This window comes from Neobacillus sp. S1227, assembly GCF_055385255.1.
Map to the genome: position 1 here is coordinate 5,054,282 of NZ_AP038276.1, position 24,262 is coordinate 5,078,543.

21 protein-coding genes are annotated in these 24,262 nt (G+C 44.9%); 11 read left to right on the plus strand and 10 right to left on the minus strand.

What is annotated here, in order from left to right:
• Positions 1-54 precede the first annotated feature (54 nt).
• On the minus strand, positions 55-441 hold the full coding sequence (gene gloA2, locus ACZ5AE_RS25380) for an SMU1112c/YaeR family gloxylase I-like metalloprotein (RefSeq protein ID WP_464567264.1): 387 nt from the start codon (positions 439-441) through the stop codon (positions 55-57).
• Between the two features lie 144 nt (positions 442-585).
• Positions 586-1,728, minus strand: a complete 1,143-nt coding sequence (wecB, locus tag ACZ5AE_RS25385; RefSeq protein WP_464567265.1) for a non-hydrolyzing UDP-N-acetylglucosamine 2-epimerase — start codon at positions 1,726-1,728, stop codon at positions 586-588.
• A 215-nt stretch (positions 1,729-1,943) separates the two neighbouring features.
• Between wecB and ACZ5AE_RS25390 the strand changes: the two genes are divergently transcribed.
• The 5 genes from ACZ5AE_RS25390 to ACZ5AE_RS25410 all read left to right on the plus strand — a co-directional run bounded on the left by ACZ5AE_RS25390 (position 1,944) and on the right by ACZ5AE_RS25410 (position 6,975).
• Complete coding sequence (locus tag ACZ5AE_RS25390; RefSeq protein WP_464567266.1) at positions 1,944-3,347, plus strand: S1C family serine protease; 1,404 nt, start codon at positions 1,944-1,946, stop codon at positions 3,345-3,347.
• Positions 3,348-3,752: 405 nt separating this feature from the next.
• Positions 3,753-4,679 (plus strand): polyisoprenyl-teichoic acid--peptidoglycan teichoic acid transferase TagU, encoded by a 927-nt coding sequence (gene tagU, locus ACZ5AE_RS25395; protein WP_464567267.1) that lies wholly within the window; start codon positions 3,753-3,755, stop codon positions 4,677-4,679.
• Positions 4,680-4,888: 209 nt separating this feature from the next.
• On the plus strand, positions 4,889-5,710 hold the full coding sequence (gene zupT / locus ACZ5AE_RS25400; protein ID WP_464567268.1) for a zinc transporter ZupT: 822 nt from the start codon (positions 4,889-4,891) through the stop codon (positions 5,708-5,710).
• Positions 5,711-5,861: 151 nt separating this feature from the next.
• Positions 5,862-6,428, plus strand: a complete 567-nt coding sequence (locus ACZ5AE_RS25405; protein ID WP_464567269.1) for a glycerol-3-phosphate acyltransferase — start codon at positions 5,862-5,864, stop codon at positions 6,426-6,428.
• Between the two features lie 301 nt (positions 6,429-6,729).
• Positions 6,730-6,975, plus strand: coding sequence for a hypothetical protein (locus ACZ5AE_RS25410; RefSeq protein WP_464567270.1), 246 nt, complete (start codon positions 6,730-6,732; stop codon positions 6,973-6,975).
• A gap of 59 nt (positions 6,976-7,034) precedes the next feature.
• Here ACZ5AE_RS25410 and ACZ5AE_RS25415 read toward each other — a convergent pair whose 3' ends face one another.
• A complete protein-coding gene (locus ACZ5AE_RS25415; protein WP_464567271.1) occupies positions 7,035-7,475 on the minus strand; it encodes a ferritin-like domain-containing protein in 441 nt (146 codons plus the stop codon).
• Positions 7,476-8,034: 559 nt separating this feature from the next.
• Between ACZ5AE_RS25415 and ilvB the strand changes: the two genes are divergently transcribed.
• Both ilvB and ACZ5AE_RS25425 read left to right on the plus strand, forming a co-directional pair.
• Complete coding sequence (ilvB, locus tag ACZ5AE_RS25420; RefSeq protein ID WP_464567272.1) at positions 8,035-9,747, plus strand: biosynthetic-type acetolactate synthase large subunit; 1,713 nt, start codon at positions 8,035-8,037, stop codon at positions 9,745-9,747.
• Between the two features lie 149 nt (positions 9,748-9,896).
• Positions 9,897-11,975 carry a molybdopterin-containing oxidoreductase family protein gene (locus ACZ5AE_RS25425; protein ID WP_464567273.1) on the plus strand — a complete coding sequence of 693 codons (2,079 nt, stop codon included), beginning with the start codon at positions 9,897-9,899 and terminating at the stop codon, positions 11,973-11,975.
• Positions 11,976-12,204: 229 nt separating this feature from the next.
• Here the strand turns inward: ACZ5AE_RS25425 and ACZ5AE_RS25430 are convergent, their stop codons facing one another.
• The 3 genes from ACZ5AE_RS25430 to ACZ5AE_RS25440 form a co-directional block, all read right to left on the minus strand.
• Positions 12,205-12,474 carry a hypothetical protein gene (locus ACZ5AE_RS25430; RefSeq protein ID WP_464567274.1) on the minus strand — a complete coding sequence of 90 codons (270 nt, stop codon included), beginning with the start codon at positions 12,472-12,474 and terminating at the stop codon, positions 12,205-12,207.
• 152 nt (positions 12,475-12,626) lie between these two features.
• Positions 12,627-13,460: a YitT family protein gene (locus ACZ5AE_RS25435; RefSeq protein WP_464567275.1), complete on the minus strand. Its 834-nt coding sequence runs from the start codon at positions 13,458-13,460 to the stop codon at positions 12,627-12,629.
• Positions 13,461-13,883: 423 nt separating this feature from the next.
• Positions 13,884-15,839 carry a bifunctional 2',3'-cyclic-nucleotide 2'-phosphodiesterase/3'-nucleotidase gene (locus tag ACZ5AE_RS25440; protein WP_464567276.1) on the minus strand — a complete coding sequence of 652 codons (1,956 nt, stop codon included), beginning with the start codon at positions 15,837-15,839 and terminating at the stop codon, positions 13,884-13,886.
• Positions 15,840-16,020: 181 nt separating this feature from the next.
• Here ACZ5AE_RS25440 and ACZ5AE_RS25445 point away from each other — a divergent pair, with 181 nt between their 5' ends.
• The gene (locus ACZ5AE_RS25445; RefSeq protein WP_464567277.1) at positions 16,021-16,440 is read left to right on the plus strand and encodes a VanZ family protein; all 420 of its coding nucleotides are present in this window, start codon (positions 16,021-16,023) and stop codon (positions 16,438-16,440) included.
• A gap of 66 nt (positions 16,441-16,506) precedes the next feature.
• Here the strand turns inward: ACZ5AE_RS25445 and ACZ5AE_RS25450 are convergent, their stop codons facing one another.
• The 3 genes from ACZ5AE_RS25450 to ACZ5AE_RS25460 all read right to left on the minus strand — a co-directional run bounded on the left by ACZ5AE_RS25450 (position 16,507) and on the right by ACZ5AE_RS25460 (position 18,533).
• On the minus strand, positions 16,507-17,382 hold the full coding sequence (locus tag ACZ5AE_RS25450) for an ADP-ribosylglycohydrolase family protein (protein WP_464567278.1): 876 nt from the start codon (positions 17,380-17,382) through the stop codon (positions 16,507-16,509).
• A gap of 99 nt (positions 17,383-17,481) precedes the next feature.
• The gene (locus ACZ5AE_RS25455) at positions 17,482-17,922 is read right to left on the minus strand and encodes an NUDIX hydrolase (protein ID WP_464567279.1); all 441 of its coding nucleotides are present in this window, start codon (positions 17,920-17,922) and stop codon (positions 17,482-17,484) included.
• 143 nt (positions 17,923-18,065) lie between these two features.
• Positions 18,066-18,533 (minus strand): hypothetical protein, encoded by a 468-nt coding sequence (locus ACZ5AE_RS25460; protein ID WP_464567280.1) that lies wholly within the window; start codon positions 18,531-18,533, stop codon positions 18,066-18,068.
• Between the two features lie 268 nt (positions 18,534-18,801).
• Here ACZ5AE_RS25460 and ACZ5AE_RS25465 point away from each other — a divergent pair, with 268 nt between their 5' ends.
• Positions 18,802-20,100, plus strand: coding sequence for an NCS2 family permease (locus ACZ5AE_RS25465; protein WP_464567281.1), 1,299 nt, complete (start codon positions 18,802-18,804; stop codon positions 20,098-20,100).
• A gap of 109 nt (positions 20,101-20,209) precedes the next feature.
• Here the strand turns inward: ACZ5AE_RS25465 and galE are convergent, their stop codons facing one another.
• Positions 20,210-21,181, minus strand: coding sequence for a UDP-glucose 4-epimerase GalE (gene galE, locus ACZ5AE_RS25470; protein ID WP_464567282.1), 972 nt, complete (start codon positions 21,179-21,181; stop codon positions 20,210-20,212).
• 221 nt (positions 21,182-21,402) lie between these two features.
• Here galE and ACZ5AE_RS25475 point away from each other — a divergent pair, with 221 nt between their 5' ends.
• Together ACZ5AE_RS25475 and ACZ5AE_RS25480 are read left to right on the plus strand one after the other, a co-directional pair.
• Positions 21,403-23,055 carry an N-acetylmuramoyl-L-alanine amidase gene (locus ACZ5AE_RS25475; protein ID WP_464567283.1) on the plus strand — a complete coding sequence of 551 codons (1,653 nt, stop codon included), beginning with the start codon at positions 21,403-21,405 and terminating at the stop codon, positions 23,053-23,055.
• A 351-nt stretch (positions 23,056-23,406) separates the two neighbouring features.
• The gene (locus tag ACZ5AE_RS25480) at positions 23,407-24,216 is read left to right on the plus strand and encodes an N-acetylmuramoyl-L-alanine amidase (protein ID WP_464567284.1); all 810 of its coding nucleotides are present in this window, start codon (positions 23,407-23,409) and stop codon (positions 24,214-24,216) included.
• Positions 24,217-24,262: the final 46 nt, after the last annotated feature.

Here is a 24,262-nt window from a genome sequence, read left to right on the forward strand (position 1 = left end):
CAAACAAACTACGACCTGAGACCTATTTTTTGAGGAAAGGGATGGGTGCTTTTCCTAAATCTCATACAGTTCGATGGGAAGGCCGTCCGGGTCTGCAAAGAAGGTGAATTTCTTGTTGGTGAGGGTGTCGATGCGGATAGGCTCCAATTCAATTTGCTGCTCTTCTAAATGGTGTACGGCTTCTTCGATATTTTCTACTTCAAAGGCAATATGCCGTAAGCCGACAGCCTCCGGATAGCTTGGCCGCTTGGGTGGGTTCGGGAAAGAGAACAGTTCAATCTGGTATTGGCCATTCACATCCAAATCTAATTTATATGAGTCTCGCTCCTTCCGGTAAGTTTCACTTATTGGCTTCAAACCCAGAATACGGACATAGAAATCCTTCGATTTTAGATAATCTGAACAAATTATGGCAATATGATGGATTTTCTTTAGCTTCATATACAACACACTTTCTACAAGAAAATAGGAATAAGCCTCCTTGCCTAGACAATAGAGACAAGGAGGCTAGAAGTTTCGTACCTACAAACGTTACAGCAATCTTACTTCAATTAATGTCGTCCATAAAAGGTGCCTGGCACCTTTTTATTCAATACCAAAATCCCCTGGTCTTTCCCCTTGTTTTCCGAAGTGGTAGAGGATAGCTTGGACGATGCGACCAGAGGCGATACCGTCGCCGTATGGGTTGGAGGCTTTGGCCATTTGGTCGTGGGCCGCCGGGTTTGAGAGCAGTTCGTCGGCCATTCCGAAGATGGTTTCTTCATCTGTACCTGCGAGCTTCAGCGTGCCGGCATCAATCCCTTCCGGTCGCTCGGTTGTATCTCTTAGAACAAGAACCGGAACACCTAACGATGGGGCTTCCTCTTGAACTCCGCCGGAATCAGTAAGAATCAAATATGCCCGTGAGGCAAAGTTGTGGAAATCAATGACATCCAGCGGTTCAATTAAATGAATTCGATCATTGTCACCCAAGATTCGACCGGCTATCTCGCGAACAACCGGATTCATATGTACCGGGTAAACGACCTGGATATCATCGTGCTTTTCAACCAATCGGCGGATGGCATTGAACATGTTCTCCATTGGTTTTCCCGTGTTTTCACGACGGTGGGCTGTCATAAGCACCAATCTATCTCCGCCCAGCCTATCTAATACAGGATGTGAATATTGGCTTTTAACGGTCGTCTTTAACGCATCAATAGCCGTATTTCCTGTTATGAAAATAGATTCTGCCTTCTTATTTTCCACTAATAGATTCTGCTTTGACTGAACCGTTGGCGAAAAATGAAGATCAGCCAAAACACCTGTCAGCTGCCGGTTCATTTCCTCCGGGTAGGGTGAATATTTATTGTGCGTACGAAGCCCCGCCTCCACATGACCAATCGGAATCTGATGATAAAAAGCTGCTAAACTTGCCACGAACGTTGTCGATGTATCCCCGTGAACCAGCACAATATCTGGTTTAACCTCTGCCAGAACCTGGTCAAGACCTTCCAAAGCCCGGGTGGTCACACCGACCAACGATTGTCTTTCTTTCATTATATTTAAATCATAATCAGGCGTGATTTCAAAAATATTCAAAACTTGGTCCAGCATTTCGCGATGCTGCGCTGTCACAGTTACAATTGACTTGATTTGCTCCGGATGCTTTTCCAGCTCCTTCACAAGCGGCGCCATTTTGATTGCTTCAGGTCTCGTACCGAATACCGTCATAACCTTTAATTGCATATTTAATAAGACCTCCAATAGTTAATCTACAAACCATTATACCTTTCAAATGTTTTTTTGAAAAATAACTGCTAACTACCACTCCATCCATATAGACTTCCCTGCCAACAGAACCCACAGCCAAATTTTCAGGTACAACTTCCCATTAACCAACCAGCGAATATATTGCCATTGTTGGCTTTTCAAAAATCCCGAATATAGAGGTGAATCATGCATTGAAGAAGAGGGCCCTATTTACCATTCCAATCAGCTTGCTGCTGATTGCGGCGATTGTCGCTTCCTTTGTCCTGATCAACATCAAGCCTGCCAAAGGGGATGTATCGCAAGCCCAAAGGCTGAATGAATACACGAAGCCTGCTGTAGTGCGAATTATTGACTATGCATTGGTTGGGTGGCAGTTTAATGACTACAACCCTGAAGTCGAAGCAGTTTTGGAACAGTTAAAATATCAAACGCTTATCGGTGGGTCAGGTTCTGGCGCGATTATTAGCTCTGATGGCTATATCGTGACCAACGCCCATGTCGTCGAATATGGAAAGATGGCAGACCAAGAGGTGGCCGATGCTGCCTTCGGGCAGTTGGTGACCATCATGGCGGACCACTTCCAAGTTGATTACAATACTGCCTTTAATTATTTAGTTGCCTATACTCAATATACCGAAATTAAGCGTGTCACAAAGGTTATTTTACCAGGCGGAGATGTTCTCGATGGGGAAATTAAGAGTTACGGTGCGCCCATTAACCAAGGGAAGGACGCCGCCGTCGTAAAAATAGAGGGAAAGAACCTGCCGACCATCCCGCTTGGTGACTCTAGCGAAGTCCAAAACCAGGATAATATTTGGGTAAGCGGGTATCCGGCCGCTGCCGATTCGGACCTTCTGTCACCTGATTCATCTCTCGTTTCCACCATGAATGCCGGGCAAATTTCCGCGACTGACAAAAAGACCGATCAAGGAAGTCCGGTAATTCAAATTAACGCCGCGGCAACGCACGGAAATAGCGGCGGACCTGTCATTAACGAAAAGGGGCAAATTATTGGGCTTCTAACATTCCGTGGCGATACGGTCAACGGTCAAGAAGTGCAGGGCTTTAATTTTGCCGTACCGGTAAATACAGTCAAGGAATTTGTGAACCAGGCCGGTGTCAGAAATACGAAAAGCGAAACGAATCGGTTGTATAAAGAGGGCCTGGAATTGTATTGGGGCGGATACTATAAACATGCCTTGGATAAATTTGAAGCAGTCCAGCGGATTTATCCAAATCACTCGGAAATAAAGGAGTATATTGGCAATTCTGAGGAGAAAATGAGCAAAAGTAAGATGCTTTGGTCCGATTATGCCACCTTCTTCTATATTGGTGACGGTGTGGCCGGTCTGCTTGTTCTGATTCTTTTGCTGTTCACCTTTGCCGGCGGTTCGAAAAATAAGGCAGCCGCGGCTGCTGGTCCGAGTTCGAATATGGGTGTGCAGGGCTCGACACCTACTGTGCCGCAGACGCCATCAGCACCTGAAATGAATTTAAACGACCTGAATAAGGACGGCCGGGTAGATATTCAGGACCTCCTGATCGCCTTGCAGGAGCAGCAAAAAAAACAAAATAAAGATGAAAATGAGGAGTAAACAACAGGGCTAGAGAAAATGTGCAAAAAAGGGGACACAGTTCTGAAGAGACTGTATCCCCTTTTTTGTTGCGGGAAAGTGCCCATGGCTGGCTTCAAATCTTTAATCTCTATCTAAACATACTTTCGAATTGGATTTTTTTCCAAACGATGATAATATATCCCTAACTACTATATATTTAAATGTACCAAAAGTTTCATTTTCTGCATCCACAACGGTTACGCAACTCGTCTTTTCTAACATTCAACTCTTTCACTAACTACTGCAATCAACTTCCCGGCTCCATAACAAACAGTCCACTACAGACGTACAAATAGTTACAAGCAGTACCTAACACCCATAGTATAAAAACACACACACTTTATTGTTACACTATTAAACTACATATTTTGGAGGTCCACTATTATGGAGGCTCGCACAAGAAAAGGTAGAAAGTGGCTAAAAGTAACAGGGATTGTTATTTTACTAGTTTTTGTTGCGGCGGGGGTTTATGGGTATATGGTTTATCACTCGGTCAAAGAGGCAGTAGTTACCATGCACCAGCCAATTAAACGGACCGTGCCAGAAAAACGGGAACAGCCCGTCGCATTGGAAAAAAAGCAGCCCTTTTCTGTTTTAATGCTGGGTGTTGATGAACGGGAAAGTGACAAAGGCCGTTCTGACACGATTATCGTACTTGCAGTTAATCCAAATAATAACTCCGTTAAAATGCTCAGCATCCCGCGGGATACCCGCACTGAAATAGTTGGTAAAGGAACAGAAGATAAAATTAACCATGCCTATGCTTTTGGCGGAATTCCAATGTCCATGGCCACCGTTGAGGAATTCCTTGATATTCCGATTGATTATTACATGCAGATTAACATGGAAGGCTTTCAGGATATTGTGGATGCGGTCGGAGGAGTCAAGGTCTATAATGATATTGATTTTTCCGAAGGGAATTTCCACTTTCCAATCGGCGAAATAAATCTTAACGGTGAGCAGGCCTTAAGTTTTTCAAGAATGAGGCATGAAGACCCCCGAGGAGATTTCGGACGACAATTAAGACAGCGGCAAATCATTGAGTCTGTAATTGAAGAAGGCATGAGCCTGTCGAGTCTAACAAATTTCTCCTCCATATTTGAAGCCATTGGAAAAAACGTAAAAACCAATCTAACCTTTGACCAAATGGTGGATATCCAAAAAAATTATAAAGACGCCGGAAAAGCGATTCAGCAGATGGAAATCAAAGAAACCGGGACCATGATCAATAATATATACTATGGGCTTGTTTCACCAGAAGAAAAGACAAGAATTCAAACCGAACTAAAGCAGCAACTGGAATTACAATAAAAAATACAGAAAAAAATACCAGACTGGCTAAAGGGGCAGCTTTCCCCATTTAGCCAGTTTTTTAGTGATGCAAAGGGACGGTTCTTCCTCATAAAAGGAAACATTTCTGGGTTTGTGCATATAAAAATATAACTGTTTTTATGTTATTTTAGAAAGAAAGAAGCAACATCAAGAAAGCTAAATTTGTTTTTATAAAGGGGGGTAAAAAGGTGACTCAAAATCTGCTGCTGGCCTTTGGGTTAACTTTATTTGCCGGCCTTGCGACTGGGATTGGCAGCGTACTTGCATTTTTCACTTCTCACACTAATACAAAGTTTCTTTCGGTCACACTTGGATTCTCCGCCGGTGTCATGATTTATGTGTCCATGATTGAGATTTTTGAAAAGGCAAAAACAGCACTAGTTGATGCCATGGGAACCGTTCCGGGCAACTGGATGACCGTCGGCGGTTTCTTTGCGGGGATGCTTTTAATTGCAGCCATTGATAAATTTATACCCAAGCACAGCAACCCGCATGAACTTCGTACAGTCGAGGAAATGGCTGCAACCGGCGGGGAAGCTGCGACTACCGGAAAGAAACCAGACTTATTAAAAATGGGGACATTCACCGCACTTGCTATTGGCATTCATAACTTTCCGGAAGGGATTGCTACATTTACCTCTGCCCTTCAGGATCCAAAGCTCGGAATCGCCATTGCTGTCGCCATTGCCATCCACAACATTCCCGAAGGAATTGCGGTTTCTGTTCCGGTCTATTTTGCCACCGGCGATAAAAAAAGAGCGTTTAAGCTTTCCTTTCTTTCGGGATTGTCTGAGCCAATCGGAGCGCTAGCTGCTTACCTTTTCCTAATGCCTTTTCTTAACGATATTATGTTTGGGGTTATCTTTGCCGCCGTAGCAGGGATTATGGTATTCATTTCCCTTGATGAGTTGCTGCCAGCCGCCAAACGATATGACGAAGCCCACCTCTCCATCTATGGGTTGATTGGCGGTATGGCTGTGATGGCATTGAGTCTGCTTATGTTTATATAAATTATTTAGGGTTTGGTTCATTAGGGGCCGAACCCTTTTGGTATTTTATGCACTAACCGCCTCTTATAAATCTCCATTCTAACAATAGAAACATATTATAATTGTTAAAAGTATCGTTTACCAAAAAAGCATTGAATAGGCAGTGATGACAATGGTCTGGTTGTATTATCTTGTTTCTTATCTGGTTGGTAATATCATGTTCGGATACTTAGTGTCCAAGTTGTTGAAAGGGCAGGATATCCGGGAGCAGGGTAGCGGGAATGTCGGGGCACGGAACGCTGGGCGTGTTTATGGAAAAAAGGCCTTTGTTCTGACTTTTCTGGGAGACGCCTTGAAAGGGGCAGCAGTGGTACTTGCCGGGCGATATCTGCTGCATTTTTCAGAGACGGTCCAATTGTTAGGATTGGTGTTTGTTATTGTTGGCCATCTTAAACCGGTTGTTCTTAAGTTTAAAGGCGGCATGGGAATTTCCACCTTTATCGGTGGAATCATCGCGTTCGAGCCGCTTCTGGCACCCGTTATTGTTCTCGCATTTCTCGTCCTCTACCCCTTTTTAAAAAGCTTCACATTCGCAGGCCTGGGGGCGTTCCTATTTATTCCTGTGTTCTTGGTTTTCAACACGAATAATTGGATTATCCCTGCCATTTCCTCAGGCATGATATTGCTGCTAATCCTGGCCCATACAGAAAACATAAAGGAAAGGCTTAGAAAATTGTAAATTGGCGAACTATCGTTTTAATGCAACTCCGTTCAAGCGAATGGCCATTGTGATGCTTTGGTCTGTGATGTGTGGGCTTCCATCGAGTTCGGAGATCGTGCGGGCAAGGCGGACAATATGATTTGGGCTCGGTTGATGAGTCCTTTTTTTGTTTAACAAATTTAGGGTTCGCTTCTGTCCCTTCTGTTGCGGGCTTGGTATCGTGAGAGAATCATAAGGCTGTAAACTGTTCGTAATACATAAAAAGTCCTACTTGAAAATAATTATTTTATAAGGGGGGATGTTTCTGAATGCAATAAGATTGCTTCAAAGGCTGGTTGGTGCAGTACTCTTGATTTTGGGTATATACCTTATTTTCGGAACGCAAGAGTTCTTTGGGACCATATTGATTATTTTGGCTCTCCTCATTTTTCCAAGCATTAAGAAAGAAAAATCTTCTGGCCATCATAATGATGATAAAGACTATTTATATGATACCTCTAATGATAACGATAATAATTATGGCAGTTCCGACAGTGGAGGCGATTCGGGTGGCGGCAAGGACTAATCATGAACCATCTAGTAAAATGTCCCCCGGTAAGGATACTGTTTACCGGGGGACATTTTTCATTTTCTTTTTGAAAAAAAGTACAAGAACCACACCGCATGGTTCTGCTCATCCGCTGCAGCCCTGCGAAAGACCTCCCTAATAAACGGATCGTTGGCAGTATCGGAAATTTCCAGATAAAAATCGACTGTTTGCTGCTCATCCACTAATGCAAACTCCAGTCCGTTCAGGTAATTTCCTGGACATTCCTCGATAATTTTCGGTTGCGGATGGTGACCTGCTAATCTTCTGTAGATCTCTACAAACTGCTGATAATGCTTTAGCTCATCTTGGCGAATTTCAAGGATTCGATTACGCTCCTCCTTATCTGGAGCCAAATTGGCCAGCTTGGCATAACAATCGATAGCACTGTATTCGCCATTAATCGCCCTTTCCACTTCACCCATCAATTTATTGCCTTGCCGGTTTATCGCATCAAGGTAATTGGAAAAAGGATACATAGATAAAACCTCCCACCCATACTTATTTTTATCCTATGGATAGTGGGCCGATTGGTGAAAAGTAACTAGTGGTAATCTAAAATAAGCGAAAATTTTTCCGCTAAATGGAGAATAGGGCTCATTCCGGCGTAAATAAGGGAAGATTTTTCGCTTAAACAAAGCAAAAGCCCCAATACTGAAGTTTTTTGAGTCAATAGGGGAAATTTCTCCGCCTATTTAAGTTATTCTTGATCTTAATTGCTAATTAAGGGAAATTTCTCCCCTTATTTATCAAACTCTGTCTAATGAACTTGTACACTTACGTTTGCTTTAGTCCAATATAGAAAATAAGGCTTAGAGATATTTTCATCAAAGCCTTATGGACTGTGCAATATACTGTGATTTGTGTTGTGAAAGGTTAAGTGATTTCCTATGTGGTTAGGGTTGTGATTTACCGTTTTGCACCTCACAAGTACAACCCGTTTAAATTTTTGTTTTTTAAAAAAACAGCCCATCCTTGATTTACATCACATACTTATTTTACCTGATAATTTAAACTATTTAAAAATTAGGAAATCAGGTGAATACATTGTTAACGGAAGTTTATAATGTTGATTCGATGTTTGAGGCCCTTCATGAACTGGGAGTAGCATGTGTTTTTGGCTGCCATAATGATGGATTGTTTCCAAGGGAACTTTCAGGTACACGATACATTCAATTACGGCATGAACAGGCAGCCGTTCACGCAGCCGACGGTTACGCCCGCGCTACCGGTAAGCCCGGAGTAGTCCTGTTGACAACGGCTGCCGGGGTAACAAGCGGAATCACCGGGATTGCAACCGCCTATAGTGATTCTGTCCCGATCGTTGTTATTGCCGGGCCATTTTCAGCTAATCTATTAAACGGGGAATCTGCCAAAGAATTAGATATCTCGGGAATTACGATGCCGATTACCAAGCATTCGTTTATAACTGAAGCAAGGCAGCTGCGGGGGGGACTTGATAATGCCTTAAGGCTTGCGGTTGAAGGACGGCCCGGACCGGTTTTGGTAGAGTTGACTACTAATAGTGTAACGATGGGCGGCGAGCGGATGAACCATAGCCGTGCACAAAGAGGTGAACGGTCTAATGAAACGTGCATGAAACCTATTAAACATGCGAAAGAATTAATTGAAAACGCCAGAAAGCCGGTACTATTTGTCGGCGGCGGGGTAATTGCTTCAGGGGCTGCCAGTCATTTACGGGAAATCGCTGAGCGCTCCCGGATTCCAGTTGTCAGTTCTTTACTCGGTATTGGAGCGATAAATGCGGGGAACCCCCTGTTTTTAGGGATGCTGGGGATGCACGGGACGTTTGCTGCCAACAAAGCGGTGCACCATTGCGATCTGTTGATCTCCATTGGAGTCCGGTTTAGCGACCGGGTGACCGGAAAGGTGAGCGGTTTTTCGCCAAAGTCGAAAAAAATTCACGTGGACATAGACCCAGCAGAGATCAATAAAATCATTTCCGTAGACCTGCCGATTGTCAAAGACGCCGCTGAGTTCCTTTTTCAATTAAAACAGGACCTTGATTATGAGCAAATCCGGACAAATGGCGAAATTTGGGTAAATGAAGCGGTAGATTGGAAGCGGACGGTACCGCGTTTTGAGAAGTCAAAGAGTGTTTTAAGCCCACAGTCGGTGATTCGAACGCTGGCTGAGTTTTCCGGAGAGGACACAGTGGTGGTGACGGATGTCGGGCAGCACCAGATTTGGACCGCGCATCATTATCAGTTTACGAGACCACGGACGTTGGTGACGTCTGGCGGGCTGGGCACGATGGGCTATGGACTGCCAGCAGCAATCGGGGCGGCTGCTGGGGTGACAGATTTTGCGGCTGAGGTCTCCGAAGCCGAGCGTTCGCGTTCGAGGTCACCTATTTTATGCGTGTCCGGTGACGGCAGCTTTCAAATGAATCTGCAGGAGCTGATTACGGCTGTCAGGTACCGCCTGCCCATCAAGATTGCGATTTTGAATAACGGTTATTTGGGCATGGTCCGCCAGTGGCAGGAGCTGTTTTATCATGGGCGCTATTCTTCTGTAAAAATCGGCTCACCGAATTTTGCAGGGGTGGCTGAAGCTTACGGTGTCGCTGGATTTAGGGCTCGATCTGAGGTAGAGGCCCGACAGATTATTGCGCAGGCGATGCAACTGGACGGACCGGCACTGATGGAGTTTGACGTGGTTGAGGAGGAGAATGTCTACCCGATGGTTCCGCCAAACCACAGCAATCATCAGTTGATTTTGTCACGGTGAGGTTGGATGGGTTTGGACGTCTTTTATGCAGTGACATACTAGCCCCAAAATACCCTGACTATGTTTCACCATCCTATCTCTCGATTCGTGACAATCAACCCCCTTATGCGATAGTATAAATCTATCAAACTCTATAGAGGAGAATGCTTATGCCTTCCTATGAAAATCTCCCGCGGGATGGGATTTTTCATGCGGTTTGCCCGCTTGACTGTCCGGACCAGTGCGGCCTCCTGTTACATAAGAAAGACGGCAAGATTGTCAAGGTCGAGGGGGATCCAGAACACCCCGTGACAAAAGGACACATTTGCAATAAGGTTCGGAACATGGCGGAACGGATTCATGATGAGAAACGCCTGCTATATCCGCTGAAGCGCATTGGAGCTAAAGGCGAGGGACGATTTACACGCATTAGCTGGGACGAAGCGTTACGCACCATCACTGACCGTTGGAAGGAACTAATTCAATTAGACGGCCCTGAGAGTATCCTACCCTATAGCTTTTACGGAAATATGGGGCGGCTGGCAGCTGAGGGTATGGACCGCCGCTTTTGGAACAGGCTTGGTGCCTCACGGCTTGACCGGACCATCTGCAACTCTGCCGGAGCTGTGGGCTACAAATATACAATGGGTGGAAGCCTTGGCATTGATCCGGAGGAGACGATTCATACAAAGTTGTTCATTTTCTGGGGCATTAATGCGGTGAGCACGAATATGCACCAAGTGGCCCTGGCACAAAAGGCACGCCGCGAAAATGGCGCCAAGATTATTGTCATCGATGTCCATAAAAACCAGACTGGAAGATTGGCAGATTGGTTTATTCCAATTTTGCCGGGAACGGACAGCGCCTTGGCCCTCGGCATCATGCACATTTTGTTTGACGAAAACATGGTCGAAAATGATTTTTTGAAAAAATATACGGTTGGGCACGAGGAACTGCGGGAGCATGTGAAGCAATATGGCCCGGCAGCTGTTTCGGAAATTACCGGGGTTCCAGTTGACGATATCTATAGATTGGCACGAATGTATGGGGTAGCATCGCCTTCTTTTATTCGGATTGGAAATGGCCCGCAGCACCACGATAATGGCGGCATGTTTGTCCGGACTGTTTCCTGCCTGCCGGCGTTGACTGGACAGTGGCTGGTGAATGGGGGCGGCGCTATCAAAGGCAATTCGGGATACCTTGCCCATAATGCTTCGCAGCTGCAGCGGCCTGATTTTTTGAAAAATAAAAACACGCGCATTGTGAACATGAATCTGCTCGGCGATGCCCTGCTAACGCTTGACCCGCCGGTAAAGTCTCTATATGTGTACGGTTCAAACCCTGCGATTGTGGCCCCTTCAAGTGAAAAGGTGCGTGAAGGGCTTGCCCGTGAAGACTTGTTTACTGTGGTACACGATTTATTTTTAACAGAAACGGCCAAGTTTGCGGATATCGTACTTCCATCAACATCATCGTTTGAAAACACCGATTTCTATTCTTCTTACTGGCATCATTTCGTACAGCTGCAGCAGCCGATCATTGAACCGTATGGAGAGGCAAAGTCTAATATTGAGGTGTTCCGGCAGCTCGCTGAGCGGATGGGCTTCAAGGAGTCTGCCTTTACTGAGACGGAAGCGGAAATGATTAACGGAGCGCTTAATAACCCGCGAAATCCTTATTTGGACGGTGTGAACTACAAGGTTCTGGCGGAGCGCTATTATGTGAAGGCTAATGTTAAGCCACTCTTCCCGGGCAGGCTGCCGACGCCGAGTGGGAAAATCGAATTATATTCGGAGTTAATGAAGAAGGACGGATACCCGCCCCTGCCAACTTACATACCGTTAGCGGACGATGGCGGGGAGTTTCCGTTTCAATTTGTCCCTGGTCCTAACCATAATTTCCTGAACTCGACCTTCTCTAATAACGATAAGCACGTTACCTTGGAAAAGGAGCCGCGCCTTTTTATTAATTGGGAGGATGCTGCACGGCTGGGGATTGAAGAAGGTGAACGGGTCCGAGTCTGGAATCATCGCGGCGAGGTTGAGCTGAAAGCAGCTGTCGGGGACAGCGTTCTTCCGGGGGTGGCCGTGACACAGGGATTATGGGCAGATGGAGCTGGGATATCGGATACAACCGTAAACATATCAACAAAGCACCTAGTTAACTCCCTCACTCCTGACCGAATTGCCGACATGGGCGGCGGTGCCACCTTCTTCTCAGGCCGGGCAGCAGTCGAAAAACTACAATGAGCTGTTAAAGAAATACAAATGTTGACCCGCATGGACAAAACGCCTATTTGTCCATGCGGGTTCCTGACACCATAAATGCCACATCTTACCAATCTCTATTATAATAAAAGGAAGTTTCCAAATTCAGTAGAATGAGGACACTTCCTTTTTTTACGCTGATTTTAGATAATCATGGGGTTCCCTATTGAAAAATGTTACGGGTCATATATGCAGATAATAATTGAAGGGATTATAACTGAAGATGAATTTTAAGTTTCGCCAGTTCTCGTTCATTTCTTGCTGCCTTTTCCCAAATATGGTCCTGGTCTGCTTGCATGTCAGTTAGCTTAGCCTGAATATTCGCAAATTGTTTTTGGTTTTCGGCACGTAATTCCAAAAGTTCTGCTTTTATTCCTTGCTGTTCCCTTCGTAATTCCGACAGTTCCGTTTTAATCCCGCCTACCATACCAATTAAATGAGATAGCATATCTTCTAACCTGTCTAATCGTTTCTCGTCCAACACAATCACCTCCTTTTTCTAAAGAAATTATACTCCAATATCCTTGGATTTACTATTCCAAAAACAGTAAACCTGTCGAACTATCATATATCAGACAATATTTTGTCGGTATCCCCCCACGTGAACAAATTTCCTCCCGTGGTGCCTGACACCTAACCAGCCTTGTACCCCTTCCCCATCATTTCGTGGACGTTGTGGACGGTGACGTAGGCATTTGGGTCGATTTGGCTGATGAGATTTTTGAGTTGAACGATTTCTTGTTTATTGATGACGATGTAGAGGACTTCTTTTTTCTGGCCGGTATAGCCGCCGTGTCCGTCGAGGACAGTGAGACCGCGCGACATTTTCTCGGTAATGCCGGCAAGAACCACCTCAGGTGAGTTGGAAATGACCAGGACTGCGACCCGTTCATCTAGTCCTTCGACGATGAAATCAATTGCCTTTGCACCGACATACACAATCAGCAGTGTAAACATCGCTTTTTCCAAGCCTATGATAAAAATCGACCCTGCCACCACCACGATGTCAATGATGAGCATGGCCTTTCCCATGCTCCACCCAAAAAATTGATTCGCCAGCCTTGCCAAAATGGTCGTGCCTCCAGATGTTCCACCTGCTCGGAAAATGAAGCCTAACCCCGCCCCCACTAGCAATCCGGCAAACAGTGAGGCAAGCAAAGTATCCTCCGTGAGCTTTTTTCCAATATCCTCTGTTAAAAATAAAAACCCTGAACAGGCAGCAAGCGAAACTAGTGTATAAAAAAAAGCTCTTTTATCAAAAAATTTATAGCCTATTAATATTAGTACAGCATTTAATATGAAATTCACAACACCAGGCGACCAGCCAAACAAATAGTGAGCCACAATAGTGATCCCCAATATGCCGCCTTCGGAGAGATGGTTTGGGATGGTAAAATAATTCACTCCTATCGCAAAAATAAGGGCACCGAGAAAAATATATAGGATGTCCTTTGCCGTCTTTTTCATGAAAATACCGTCCTTTTCTTAAGTTCTATCAATAAGGATACAACATTATTTCAAAATTGTTTATGGAGGAGGCGAAATTTCCCGCTTAAGTACATTTAGTCCTATGACTTCCTTCCCTTACGAAACTTGAAAAAGTTATTTATGATGAAAAAACTTGGGGAAAATGAGGAAAGACTGCCTAAAAAGGGACATAACATCTCAATTATTCAGAAAGTGACACAATAATTGTTTTTTAAATTAGCAAAGCAGTCTGACCCTAGGGTTAGACTGCTTTTTTTACGCCTCACTACGTAATTGCGAGGTTTTACTACATAAATGGATTTCTCAATACAAAATTTTAATGTCTCACTACAAAATCCTTTACCCTCACCACATTTATTGGAATTATCATCCAATAAAAACCCTTAGTCTGCATTAAAAGACTTAATTTGTTAAATCAATCGAGTATTTCACAAACCCGCCACTCGATGGCCCAATGTATTGAATATTTTTGAATAGCTTTGCATATTCCTGAGCTTTTGGTGAAGTTTCAAATACAGGAACCACTGTGCCCTGAAATTTTGCAATAGACCAGTTCTGGTCGGCAGACGGGTTAATCGTTTGGGTTTCGCGAATGTAGTTTGTAATGATTTGGCGATTTTCATCCGGCGACTGAAGAATGACTTCACCCTGACTAACCCCGGGAAAGGTTTTGCTGGACGCCCGGTAATTATTTGTTGCAACAATGAATTTCTGGTCCGCGGTAACCGGCTTGCCCTGATACGTTAAGCTACCGATTCGGCTGGAGTTCGGATTAACCAGCTTCCCGTTATAATCATATTTTGCCGGCTTGGTCACATCCACCTGGTACTGAACCCCGTCAATAATATCAAAATTATAGGAGCGGAAATCTGGATTGATTAGCTGCTGTTCGCTACCCGCTGCCGGATTCAACTGGTTGAATTGCCCCGCACTCATTTCGAGCCAATCCTTTAGTTGAGCACCGTTCACTAATACAGCATGAAGCGTATTCGGATACAAATAAAGGTCCGCGACGTTTTTGATAGCAAGGGTTCCTTCTGGGATATCTGTGTAATAATTCGCCCCGCCGCGTCCGCCGTCTTTAAATGGAGCAGCCGCAGAAAGGACCGGAATGCCTGCAAATTTGCTGTAGGTTGGATCCTTTAATTTTTCAACCAAATACTCCGTTTGCGCATTATTGACGATTTGCACGGACGGGTCGTCCTGAACAAGAGCAAAATAACTGAAGATTGGTGCGGTTGTCTCGCCAATCGGCTGGTTGACGTAATCAGTCGTACCTATATGCTCTCGCAATAACTCTTTCCTTAACTCTTCGTCAGTTGCTGCAAGAGAATTTCCTTTTTCATCAGCAATCGGTCTGAGCGTACTCTCGCCGCCAGCAACCGCCCATTTTCCACGAATTTTTTGCAGTTTGAGGTCAATGATCCCCAAATGGCTTCCAAATGATCCCGCCATCACGACCGGCTTTCCGTTTATGGTTCCTTTTTCAAGATTGGTATTTGGCAAATTCGCATAGAGCGGACCTGGGAATAAATTATGCGAATGGCCGGTCAATACTGCATCGATGCCCCTGATTTGTGTTAAGTAGTAGGCCGTATTTTCCATTCCTGGTGAATATGGTTCAGCGCTGATTCCCGTGTGGGCAAGTGCCACTATCACGTCGGCCCCCTTCTTCTTCATTTCCGGGACAAATTTTCTCGCCGATTCTACAATCGACTTGGTGGTAACCTTCCCTTCTAAATTAGCATTATCCCATTCCATGATTTGCGGCGGCACAAAGCCAATGACCCCGACCTTAACGACGTGATTCTGCCCTTCATCATCGATCACATTTTTGTTAAGAATAACATAAGGTTCAAAATAATGTCTGCCAGTTGCTGCGTCATAAACATTAGCGTTAACTACCGGCATCTTCGCACCTTCCAAGGCGCGATTTAAAAAGTCCAGCCCGTAATTAAACTCATGATTGCCTACAGTCACCGCATCGTATCCGAGCATATTAAAGGCCCTTGTTACCGGATGGACATCACCGTCTTTTAGCCCTCTTACCTTTGCAACATAATCCCCCAGCGGATTCCCTTGTATATTATCGCCATTGTCAAAAAGCAATGAGTTTTTTACCTCGTTCCGGGCTTGTTTAATCAAAGTGGACGTCTTCACCAGCCCAACCTTGTTATCTTCTTTCGTCTGATAATAATCATAGTTTGCCAAAAATACATGTAAATCAGTGGTTTCAAGCAGGCGTAATTGAACCGTAGGATCCTCCCTTACTGCGTTGGCTAATTTCGGAAAAATATGACCTGTGAGCTGCTCGGCTATCAAAAGCACCAAGACGGCCACAAAAGATATCCTCTTCATTAAAGAAAAATCCTCCCCCTTACCTGTCAAAAATTTAAACAAACAAAAATAGTATTTGTAGAATGGTTTAGAATATGAGTTAAAATGGAGAAATTTAGGATAACAAGGACTATCAACAAGTCTAAGCGGAGTATAAAAAAAATTCCTGGAGAACAAAATGGAGGCTAAGGGAGGCATTTTTATGAGGGTTTTACTGATTCTACTTTGTGCTGGTGCCATTTTTGTTTCTACGTGTACATATTGTTTTGATCAATTAATACGGTTTGGTGAGATTCGGTTTGAGTGGGACCGTCATCCAGACCTATCTGTGTTACTGGAGCCATTGCCATCCCGCCTAAATGCTGATTTTCTGCTTCAAAAAGCAGGACATTTCAGTGCTTTTTTCATCCTGACAATATTGCTGCAATCCCGGTTTCAAGCAAAAGGGACAACACTGATTCTCGCCATTTCCTACGGGGTGCTTACCGAGATTCTACAATTATATTTTACCCGCGATGGAAGACTGTTCGATATTGGGTTTGATTCCGCCGGCGTTTTTATCGCGTTGTTTGTTAGCAGCTTTATACCTAGACAGCAATCTAGAGATATTCACTATAAATAAAAAAGCTGGCCGCCCCCTAGGGTTTGACCAGCTTTTTACGCTTGTTTAGAATGGCTCAGCCTATTTCTATTTAGCTAATTCATAGAGCTTTACACCTATCTCTTCTAGATCTGATTTTACAAGCAATACATCACAATACTCTCGAGGCAGCTCCTTATAGCCGCAGGCCAAACCCGCTAATCCGCCAGCAATGGCGGCTACTGTATCTGTATCATACCCTTCGTTGGCTGCACCAATCACAACATCCAAGAAGGATTCGCAATTGAGAAGCCAGTATAAAACCCAATGCATGGTGTTCACAACGAAACCATCAGGCGGAGGCGTTGGCCTTTTACCTGTTAATGCAGATTCATAGATGGTTCCCCTGATTTCGGTTTGGATTGCCTCCTTCAGTCCTGTGCCATGAAGGACCTGATAGGCGATTCGGTTATAGATGACACAAGCTTCATCTGCTAAGGAGTCGTAATGTGTCATTTTAGATTGTTCCCTTGACACCTCTTCTACTCTTTCGAGGTCCTGGTAGGCTAAGGCAACAGGCAGGCAGCGCATTAAGGTACCATTGCCGGCAGATTTACCGCCAAGATAGTGGTTATGGGCTATTTCGGCAGCGACTGTCCAGCTGCCCTCACTGTATGTACTTATAACCGCACGAATGATATTGCCAATATCTTTAGGGTTTGTCGCACACCATTTTAAGAATTCTTCCCCAATTGATTGAATTGGGTTTTCTGGGTTCTTTAGGATCCCTTTTGCGACGGCCACGGTCATGGCCGTATCGTCAGTAGTTTCCCCTTTGGCCAAGTTCCAGACCCCGCCGCCGATAATCTCGGTCACCTTCCCATATTTTCTGCGAATTTCTTCGCTTGTTAAAAATTCAGTCGTGCCGCCCAGCGCATCGCCAATGGCCAGACCAAAAAGGGCGCCTTTAATTTTGTCTAACATATCCTCACCTCTTCGTTCATTAAAAGATATAGTGCGGGAGTGATGGATTGGGGGGCTCATATGCCACGGAAATGATGCATATGAGCCGTCCAACATGCATCATCCAAACTTCTTAATAATTCTAGCCACCAACGGGCTGGTCTGTTCCGGAAGATTCCCGAGGTCAAAAAATCCAGCATCAAGTGTTTCATGACCATCAATTTTGATATTTGTGTTTTTAATATCTTTTGATTTGTATGCAATCGTGACGGGATAAAATTGGTCGCCATTCGGCAGCTCGACAAAATACTGCTTTCCCGAGAAGACTCCTGCCAGCTCCAGTTCGCCAACTTCCACTCCAGTTTCTTCGAAAACTTCGCGTCTTGCCGCTTCTTCGGCTGACTCACCTAGTTCCAGCAGACCACCAGGCAGTCCCCACATACCGTTTGCTCTTTTTTGGAGAAGAAGCCTTCCCTTGTTATCGAGTGCTCCCACACAGGCACCAACTAAAATCAGCGGCCGTGTTCCTATGATTTTCCGTAAATCTTCTATGTATCCCATTTAAACCTCCACTACATTGTTTATATTTATTGTTCTTAAATTCGGGAAATATCTATTATATTCCTCCATACTAAAGGACAAACCTAAAGAGCAAAACAGGCATAGCCGGGACAACTGTCCGCGACCGGTGCTGACACCATCTATTACTGACCATTGTAATTCCAAAGAATACACCATTTTTCTTTTTCTTTGACGGCGAAGACCTCTTGCTTGAGATCAAAGTTGCCGTATTTTCCTTTAAAGGTTTGGGTGACGAAGATTTTATAGACATTCTTGAAGGAATGACCTGTTTTAGACATTTTCCATTTATCTAGTTTTTCCGGTCCATCAAGTGTATAAGTAAATGTTTCAACTCCAAAATGGTTCATAAATACATGGGCGCGGTCCTGAATATAGGCGCCTTTGCCAAATCTTTTCTTCATCTCGGAATGGAACAGCGACCAGGAACTGGCGAAATCCCCCTGTTGCTCATATTGATAAAACTCCTTCACCACAGCTACTGCCTGTTGGTCCGATGAAACAAAAGCACATCTCACCAACAATAAAACCGCAGTTATCAACAAAATCCCCATAACCAGCCCTTTTACCGGTACATTTCTTCTTCTCCTCATGATGCACTCCTTTACGATGGAAAGGCCTATATACCAAAGAATATGTCTTAACACGTCCAAATAGTAGCATTTTAGACCAGGCTGCGCCGAGACAAGTGTCCACCCTGGGCAGACCTTTGTCCACGGACGTTTACTGACACCCTGTTGACAGCCCTTTCATAATCATCAAAACGTATGGGAAATATAAATTTACCTATTGCAAGTTTATTTAAATGCGAATAATATTATAAAGTGTTTATTCAATCGTTCGTGTTTTGGAGGAACTAAGATGTTTAGACTTAAAGAAAATGGTACAAACGTGAGAACAGAAGTGATAGCAGGGATAACTACTTTCTTCACGATGGTGTATATCGTCGTGGTAAACCCGGTTATTCTTGCTGATGCAGGCGTTCCGTTTGATCAGGTTTTCACTGCCACTATTTTAGCTACTGTTGTGGGCTGTCTATGGATGGCACTGTTCGCCAATTATCCAATCGCCATCGCGCCGGGAATGGGGCTGAACGCTTACTTTGCTTATTCCGTCGTCGGCGGGCAGCATATCAGTTACACCACCGCCTTTGCCGCTGTTTTTGTGGCTGGTATTATCTTTGTCATTTTGTCATTAACTCCACTCAGGGAAAAATTAATTGAAGCCATTCCGGAGAACCTAAAGCACGGAATAACCGCCGGCATTGGGCTTTTTATCGCCTTTATCGGGCTGCGGCTTACCAAAATTATCGTTGCAGATCCAGTCAATCTAGTCCGTCTCGGCAATCTTCATTCAGCATCTGCTCTGTTAACCATTTTAGGGCTTGCCGTTACTCTTATCCTTATGGTTTTAAGAGTGAACGGGGCCTTGTTTTTCGGGATGATTATCACTGGAGTCGTCGCTTTTTTCACCGGTCAGCTTTCCTTTGATAAAGGATTCCTATCCTTCCCTTCACTTCCAGAAGGGTTGATGGTCGCCAATCCAATCACAGCGGTTGGCGATGTCATTCATCACAGCCTTTACGCGGTTGTTTTCTCTTTCATTTTAGTAACGATTTTTGATACGACTGGAACGATGGTCGGAGTTGCAAACCAAGCAGGATTAATGAAAGGTGACAAGCTGCCGCGGGCCCGCCACGCCTTGTTATCCGACTCAGTGGCTACTGCCACTGGGGCAATGTTTGGGACGAGCCCAACTACAGCCTACATTGAGTCAACATCTGGGGTTGCTGCTGGCGGCCGGACTGGCTTAACCACTCTTACAGTTGCCGGACTGTTTATCCTGTCAGCTTTCTTTGGGCCGCTAGTCGGTGCTGTTTCCGGGATTTCGGCGATTACATCTCCAGCGTTGATTATTGTCGGCAGCCTGATGATGGGTAACATTGCAAAAATCCGTTGGAGCGAGCTTGAGGAAGCGTTCCCTGCTTTCTTGACGATTTTAGCCATGCCGCTCACTTCGAGCATTTCAACTGGTATCGCCCTTGGATTTATCAGTTATCCGCTATTAAAATTGGTCAAAGGAAAAGGGCGTGACGTTCACCCGCTTGTCTATGTTTTTGCTGTGCTGTTCTTTATCCAACTAGCCTTTTTACAGCATTAATATACATCAATATGAGAAAAGTCCAATCCGCTGAATTGATGCGAATTGGACTTTTTTAATTAAATGGTGCTAGTCTATTCAAATAAGGCAAAAGCCCCGTCCCCGTGCATCAGTACCTTTGCTCCTGATGCCAGTTCCAGGCGTCGGCGATGATGCGTTCTAGGTTTCGTTCTGCTTTCCAGCCGAGTTCGTTGAATATTTTATCGGAAGAGGCAACAAGTCTTGCTGGGTCGCCGGCACGGCGGTCGGCCATTTCGACATTGGCCTTTACGCCTGTTATTCGTTCACACGTTTCAATTACTTCTTTAACAGAGTATCCTAGCCCGTTGCCAAGATTGTAAATCTCTGCTGTTTTCTTTCCTGATAAGAGCGCCTCAAGGGCAAGAATATGTGCGGAAGCCAAATCGGTGACATGAATATAGTCGCGGATACAGGTGCCGTCCTCAGTATCGTAATCAGAACCGAAAACAGAAATCTTTTCCCGCTGGCCTAACAGCTGCTGCAGAACAATCGGAATCAAGTGAGTTTCCGGATCATGACTCTCTCCAATTACCGCAGATTCGTGAGCGCCCGCTGCATTAAAGTAGCGCAAAACAACATAATGTAAATCATAGGCTTTTGAAAAATCAGCCAGGATTTGTTCAATCATCAGTTTTGAATGGCCATACGGATTAATCGGCGCCGTTGGAGTTAATTCATCAATGATGTCCACATTCGGAATCCCGTAGGTAGCTGCTGTGGAGGAAAAAATAAAGTTTTTTACATTGTGTTTCATCATAACCTTTAATAAAGTTAAAGTAGAAGAGACATTATTTTGATAATACTTCATCGGGTCCACGACTGACTCGCCAACGAGACTGTTAGCCGCAAAATGCATCACGGCTTGTATCGGATAACTATGGAAAATCATGTCCAAATCTTCTTCATTGCCAAGGTCGCCTTTTACAAAAATCGCCTGGTCGTTAACGGCTTCTCGATGGCCGGTAGACAGGTTGTCCAATACGACGACTTCATCTTTTTCAACTAATTCTTTCACAAGATGGCTGCCAATATAACCTGCGCCGCCTACAACAAGGATCATAGTTCATTTCCCCTTATATAAGATTCACGTGACCTACGTATTATACCATATTAAAAAAAGGATGCTCTATTTCCGGTTCCTTAGTATTTTTTCAAGAAGCTTTGAAGAACCGGTCAATGCCTAGGAAGGCAGGAGCATAGGCCGAATGGACTAGGCCCGAACCAATTCTCCGTCTTGCCATAGGATATATATGATTAAAAAATGGAAATGGAGGAGATGAAATGAAGATTTATTTAGATCCTGGTCATGGCGGAAATGACCCCGGTGCTCAAGGAAACGGTCTTAATGAAAAGGATGTTACCTTGGATATTTCACTGAAGCTGCGCTCCATTTTAGTGAATGATTTTGAAAACGTACAAGTAAAAATGAGCCGTGAAAGTGACATCACCAAAAGCCTGGGTTCAAGGACAAGCGAGGCCAATTCTTGGGGCGCTGACTTTTACCTGTCCATCCACATCAATTCAGCGGGCGCTTCCGCTCAAGGTTATGAGGACTATATTTATAACGGCCTTTCCAGGTCCTCACGAACAGCCCAAATCCAAAGTATCATTCATGCAGAGGTAATGAAGGTAAACGAGCTAAATGACCGCGGCACGAGGCAGGCCAATTACCATGTGCTTCGCGAGTCCAATATGGAAGCCGTCCTTACGGAAAATGGCTTTATCTCAAACGCCCATGATTCCGCTCTGATGAAGCAGGATGCGTGGCGGCAGAAGGTCGCTCAAGGCCATGCGAACGGTCTCGCAGCAGCTTTTAATCTTGTTCGAAAAAACAATCCTGCACCTGTGCAGCAGCCATCTCCGGACCAAACACCTGCTCCTGCACCGGCAGCTCCCGTGTCCGGAACCCTCTTCAAAGTCTATTCCGGTTCCTTCAAATCAAGAGAAAATGCAGACGAGCGTGTGGCCAAACTTCGGTCCATGGGATTTGATGCCTTTGTTGATATCACAAACATTTCAGGTGGGACTTGGTACCGCGTCCAAGTAGGTGCTTTTGCAAACCGGGAAAACGCCGAGCAGCGCTTGAAAGTTGTGCAAATTGCCGGATTAAATGATTCTTTCATTATTATCGAAGGAGGCGGCGTAACTGCTGCAAGCCCGTCAGGTGGAACTGTCGCAAGCCCAACAGATAATTCCAAAGCGACAGACAGCAACTCTAATGCTGATGTAGGTAACGCTCCAAGTCCAGATGTTGGGTCGAATACCGGCACCGGTCCAAATGAAGCGAGTGAATCAGCCCCATCCGACACTACTGACCCGAATAACGGTACTGCATTAGGGGGCGATTCTGACTCAAGCAGTCGTTCTGACATAGTCAGTGAAACCCCTAGCGCCCCTGGCCAAGATTCATCTATTAACTCAATTTTCGGGCCAACCCTTGTATCGCCAGAGCATATGAATCGGTTTGTAAAAACAGTCAATCCAAGCGCCCCTGATTTGGGAAGCCTTTATTTAAAATATGGCGAATATTACGGAATTCGAGGAGACGTCGCATTTGCACAGGCTGTTCACGAGACGAACTTCTTCCGATTCACTGGGGTCGTCAAACCGGGGCAGGACAACTTCGCTGGGATCGGAGCAACCGGGCCCAACAATCCGGGGGCCAGCTTCCAAACACCTGAAGAAGGGGTACTCGCTCACCTGCAGCACTTGTTCGCCTATGCAACCACGAACCCGCTGCCAAACCAATACCCTTTAGTGGATCCTCGTTTCCACCTTGTCAATCGGGGTACTGCACCGACATGGACCTCCTTAAACGGAAAGTGGGCCGTACCGGGAACTACGTATGGTCAATTGGTTTTAAACCTTTATAAACGGATGGTGAATTTCTCCATTCAAAATCTGGATAGTATCCAAAAGGAGATTCCATATTAAGGAGGGTTTCCGCTAATTAAACGTTTGGCGAAAAGCAAGCAGTGGTTCTCCCTATTTTCATTAGTTTGCATTATCCTTTTGGAAGCCATAAGAGTAGATTGATTTACTGATTTTTTCAAAAACAAGCATATTTCCTCTTCAAACGTTTGATTAGATTTTGTTCTAAGCCCTTTTTCAAAAAAGGGCTATTTTTTATAACGAATTCCAGAATAAAGTTATCCATAGCCTGTCCTTTTGCGGCCTTTTTTCATAAATAAAAGGTGGCAAGGATACAAGGCTGGCTGACACCTGCCCGAACCTTGTCCAACTTTTTTTCATAAGATATAGGTGAATCAGAATGGAGGTGATGAAATGAAGATTTATCTTGATCCAGGCCATGGAGGCACCGACCCGGGCGCTCAGGGCAATGGATTGAACGAGAAGGATGTAACGCTCGATATTGCCCTCAGACTGCGCAGCATTTTAATCAATCAATTTGAAAATGTTGAGGTAAAGATGAGCAGGGAAGGTGATTTCTCGAAAAGCTTAAGCCAGCGGACAAACGAGGCAAATGCTTGGGGTGCCGATTATTATTTATCAATTCATATTAATGCTGCTTCAAGCACTGCACAAGGATACGAGGATTACACTTATAATGGTCTGTCAGATTCCTCGCAAACGGCTAAGTACCGCGAAGCCATCCATGGGGAAGTTGTAAAAATGAACCAACTGATCGACCGCGGAATGAAAAAGGCCAACTTTCATGTCCTCCGCGAATCGTCCATGCCGGCGATGCTGTCGGAAAACGGCTTTATTACCAATGCCCATGATTCCGCGCTTATGAAACAAGCGACGTGGCGTCAAGATATTGCACAAGGCCATGCAAACGGGCTTGCCAAGGCTTTTAATTTGCAGCGTAAACCAGCATCTCCCCCGCCGCCTGCCACCGGTACGCTTTACAAGGTAATCGCCGGATCGTTCCAGTCCAGAGAAAACGCGGACAAGCAGGTCGCCTTGCTGAAGTCGAAAGGGTTCGAAGTGTTTGTCGATACCGTTGTCATCAGCGGGACAGCCTGGTACCGAGCCCAGGCCGGGGCATTCTCCAGCCGTGAAAATGCCGAAAAGCGGATGAACGCCATTAAAAATGCCGGAATTCCGGATGTGTTCATTTTAGTGGAATAAGCTAGTAATTTAATAGGAAATGGCAGCCCGCTTTTTGAGCGGGCTT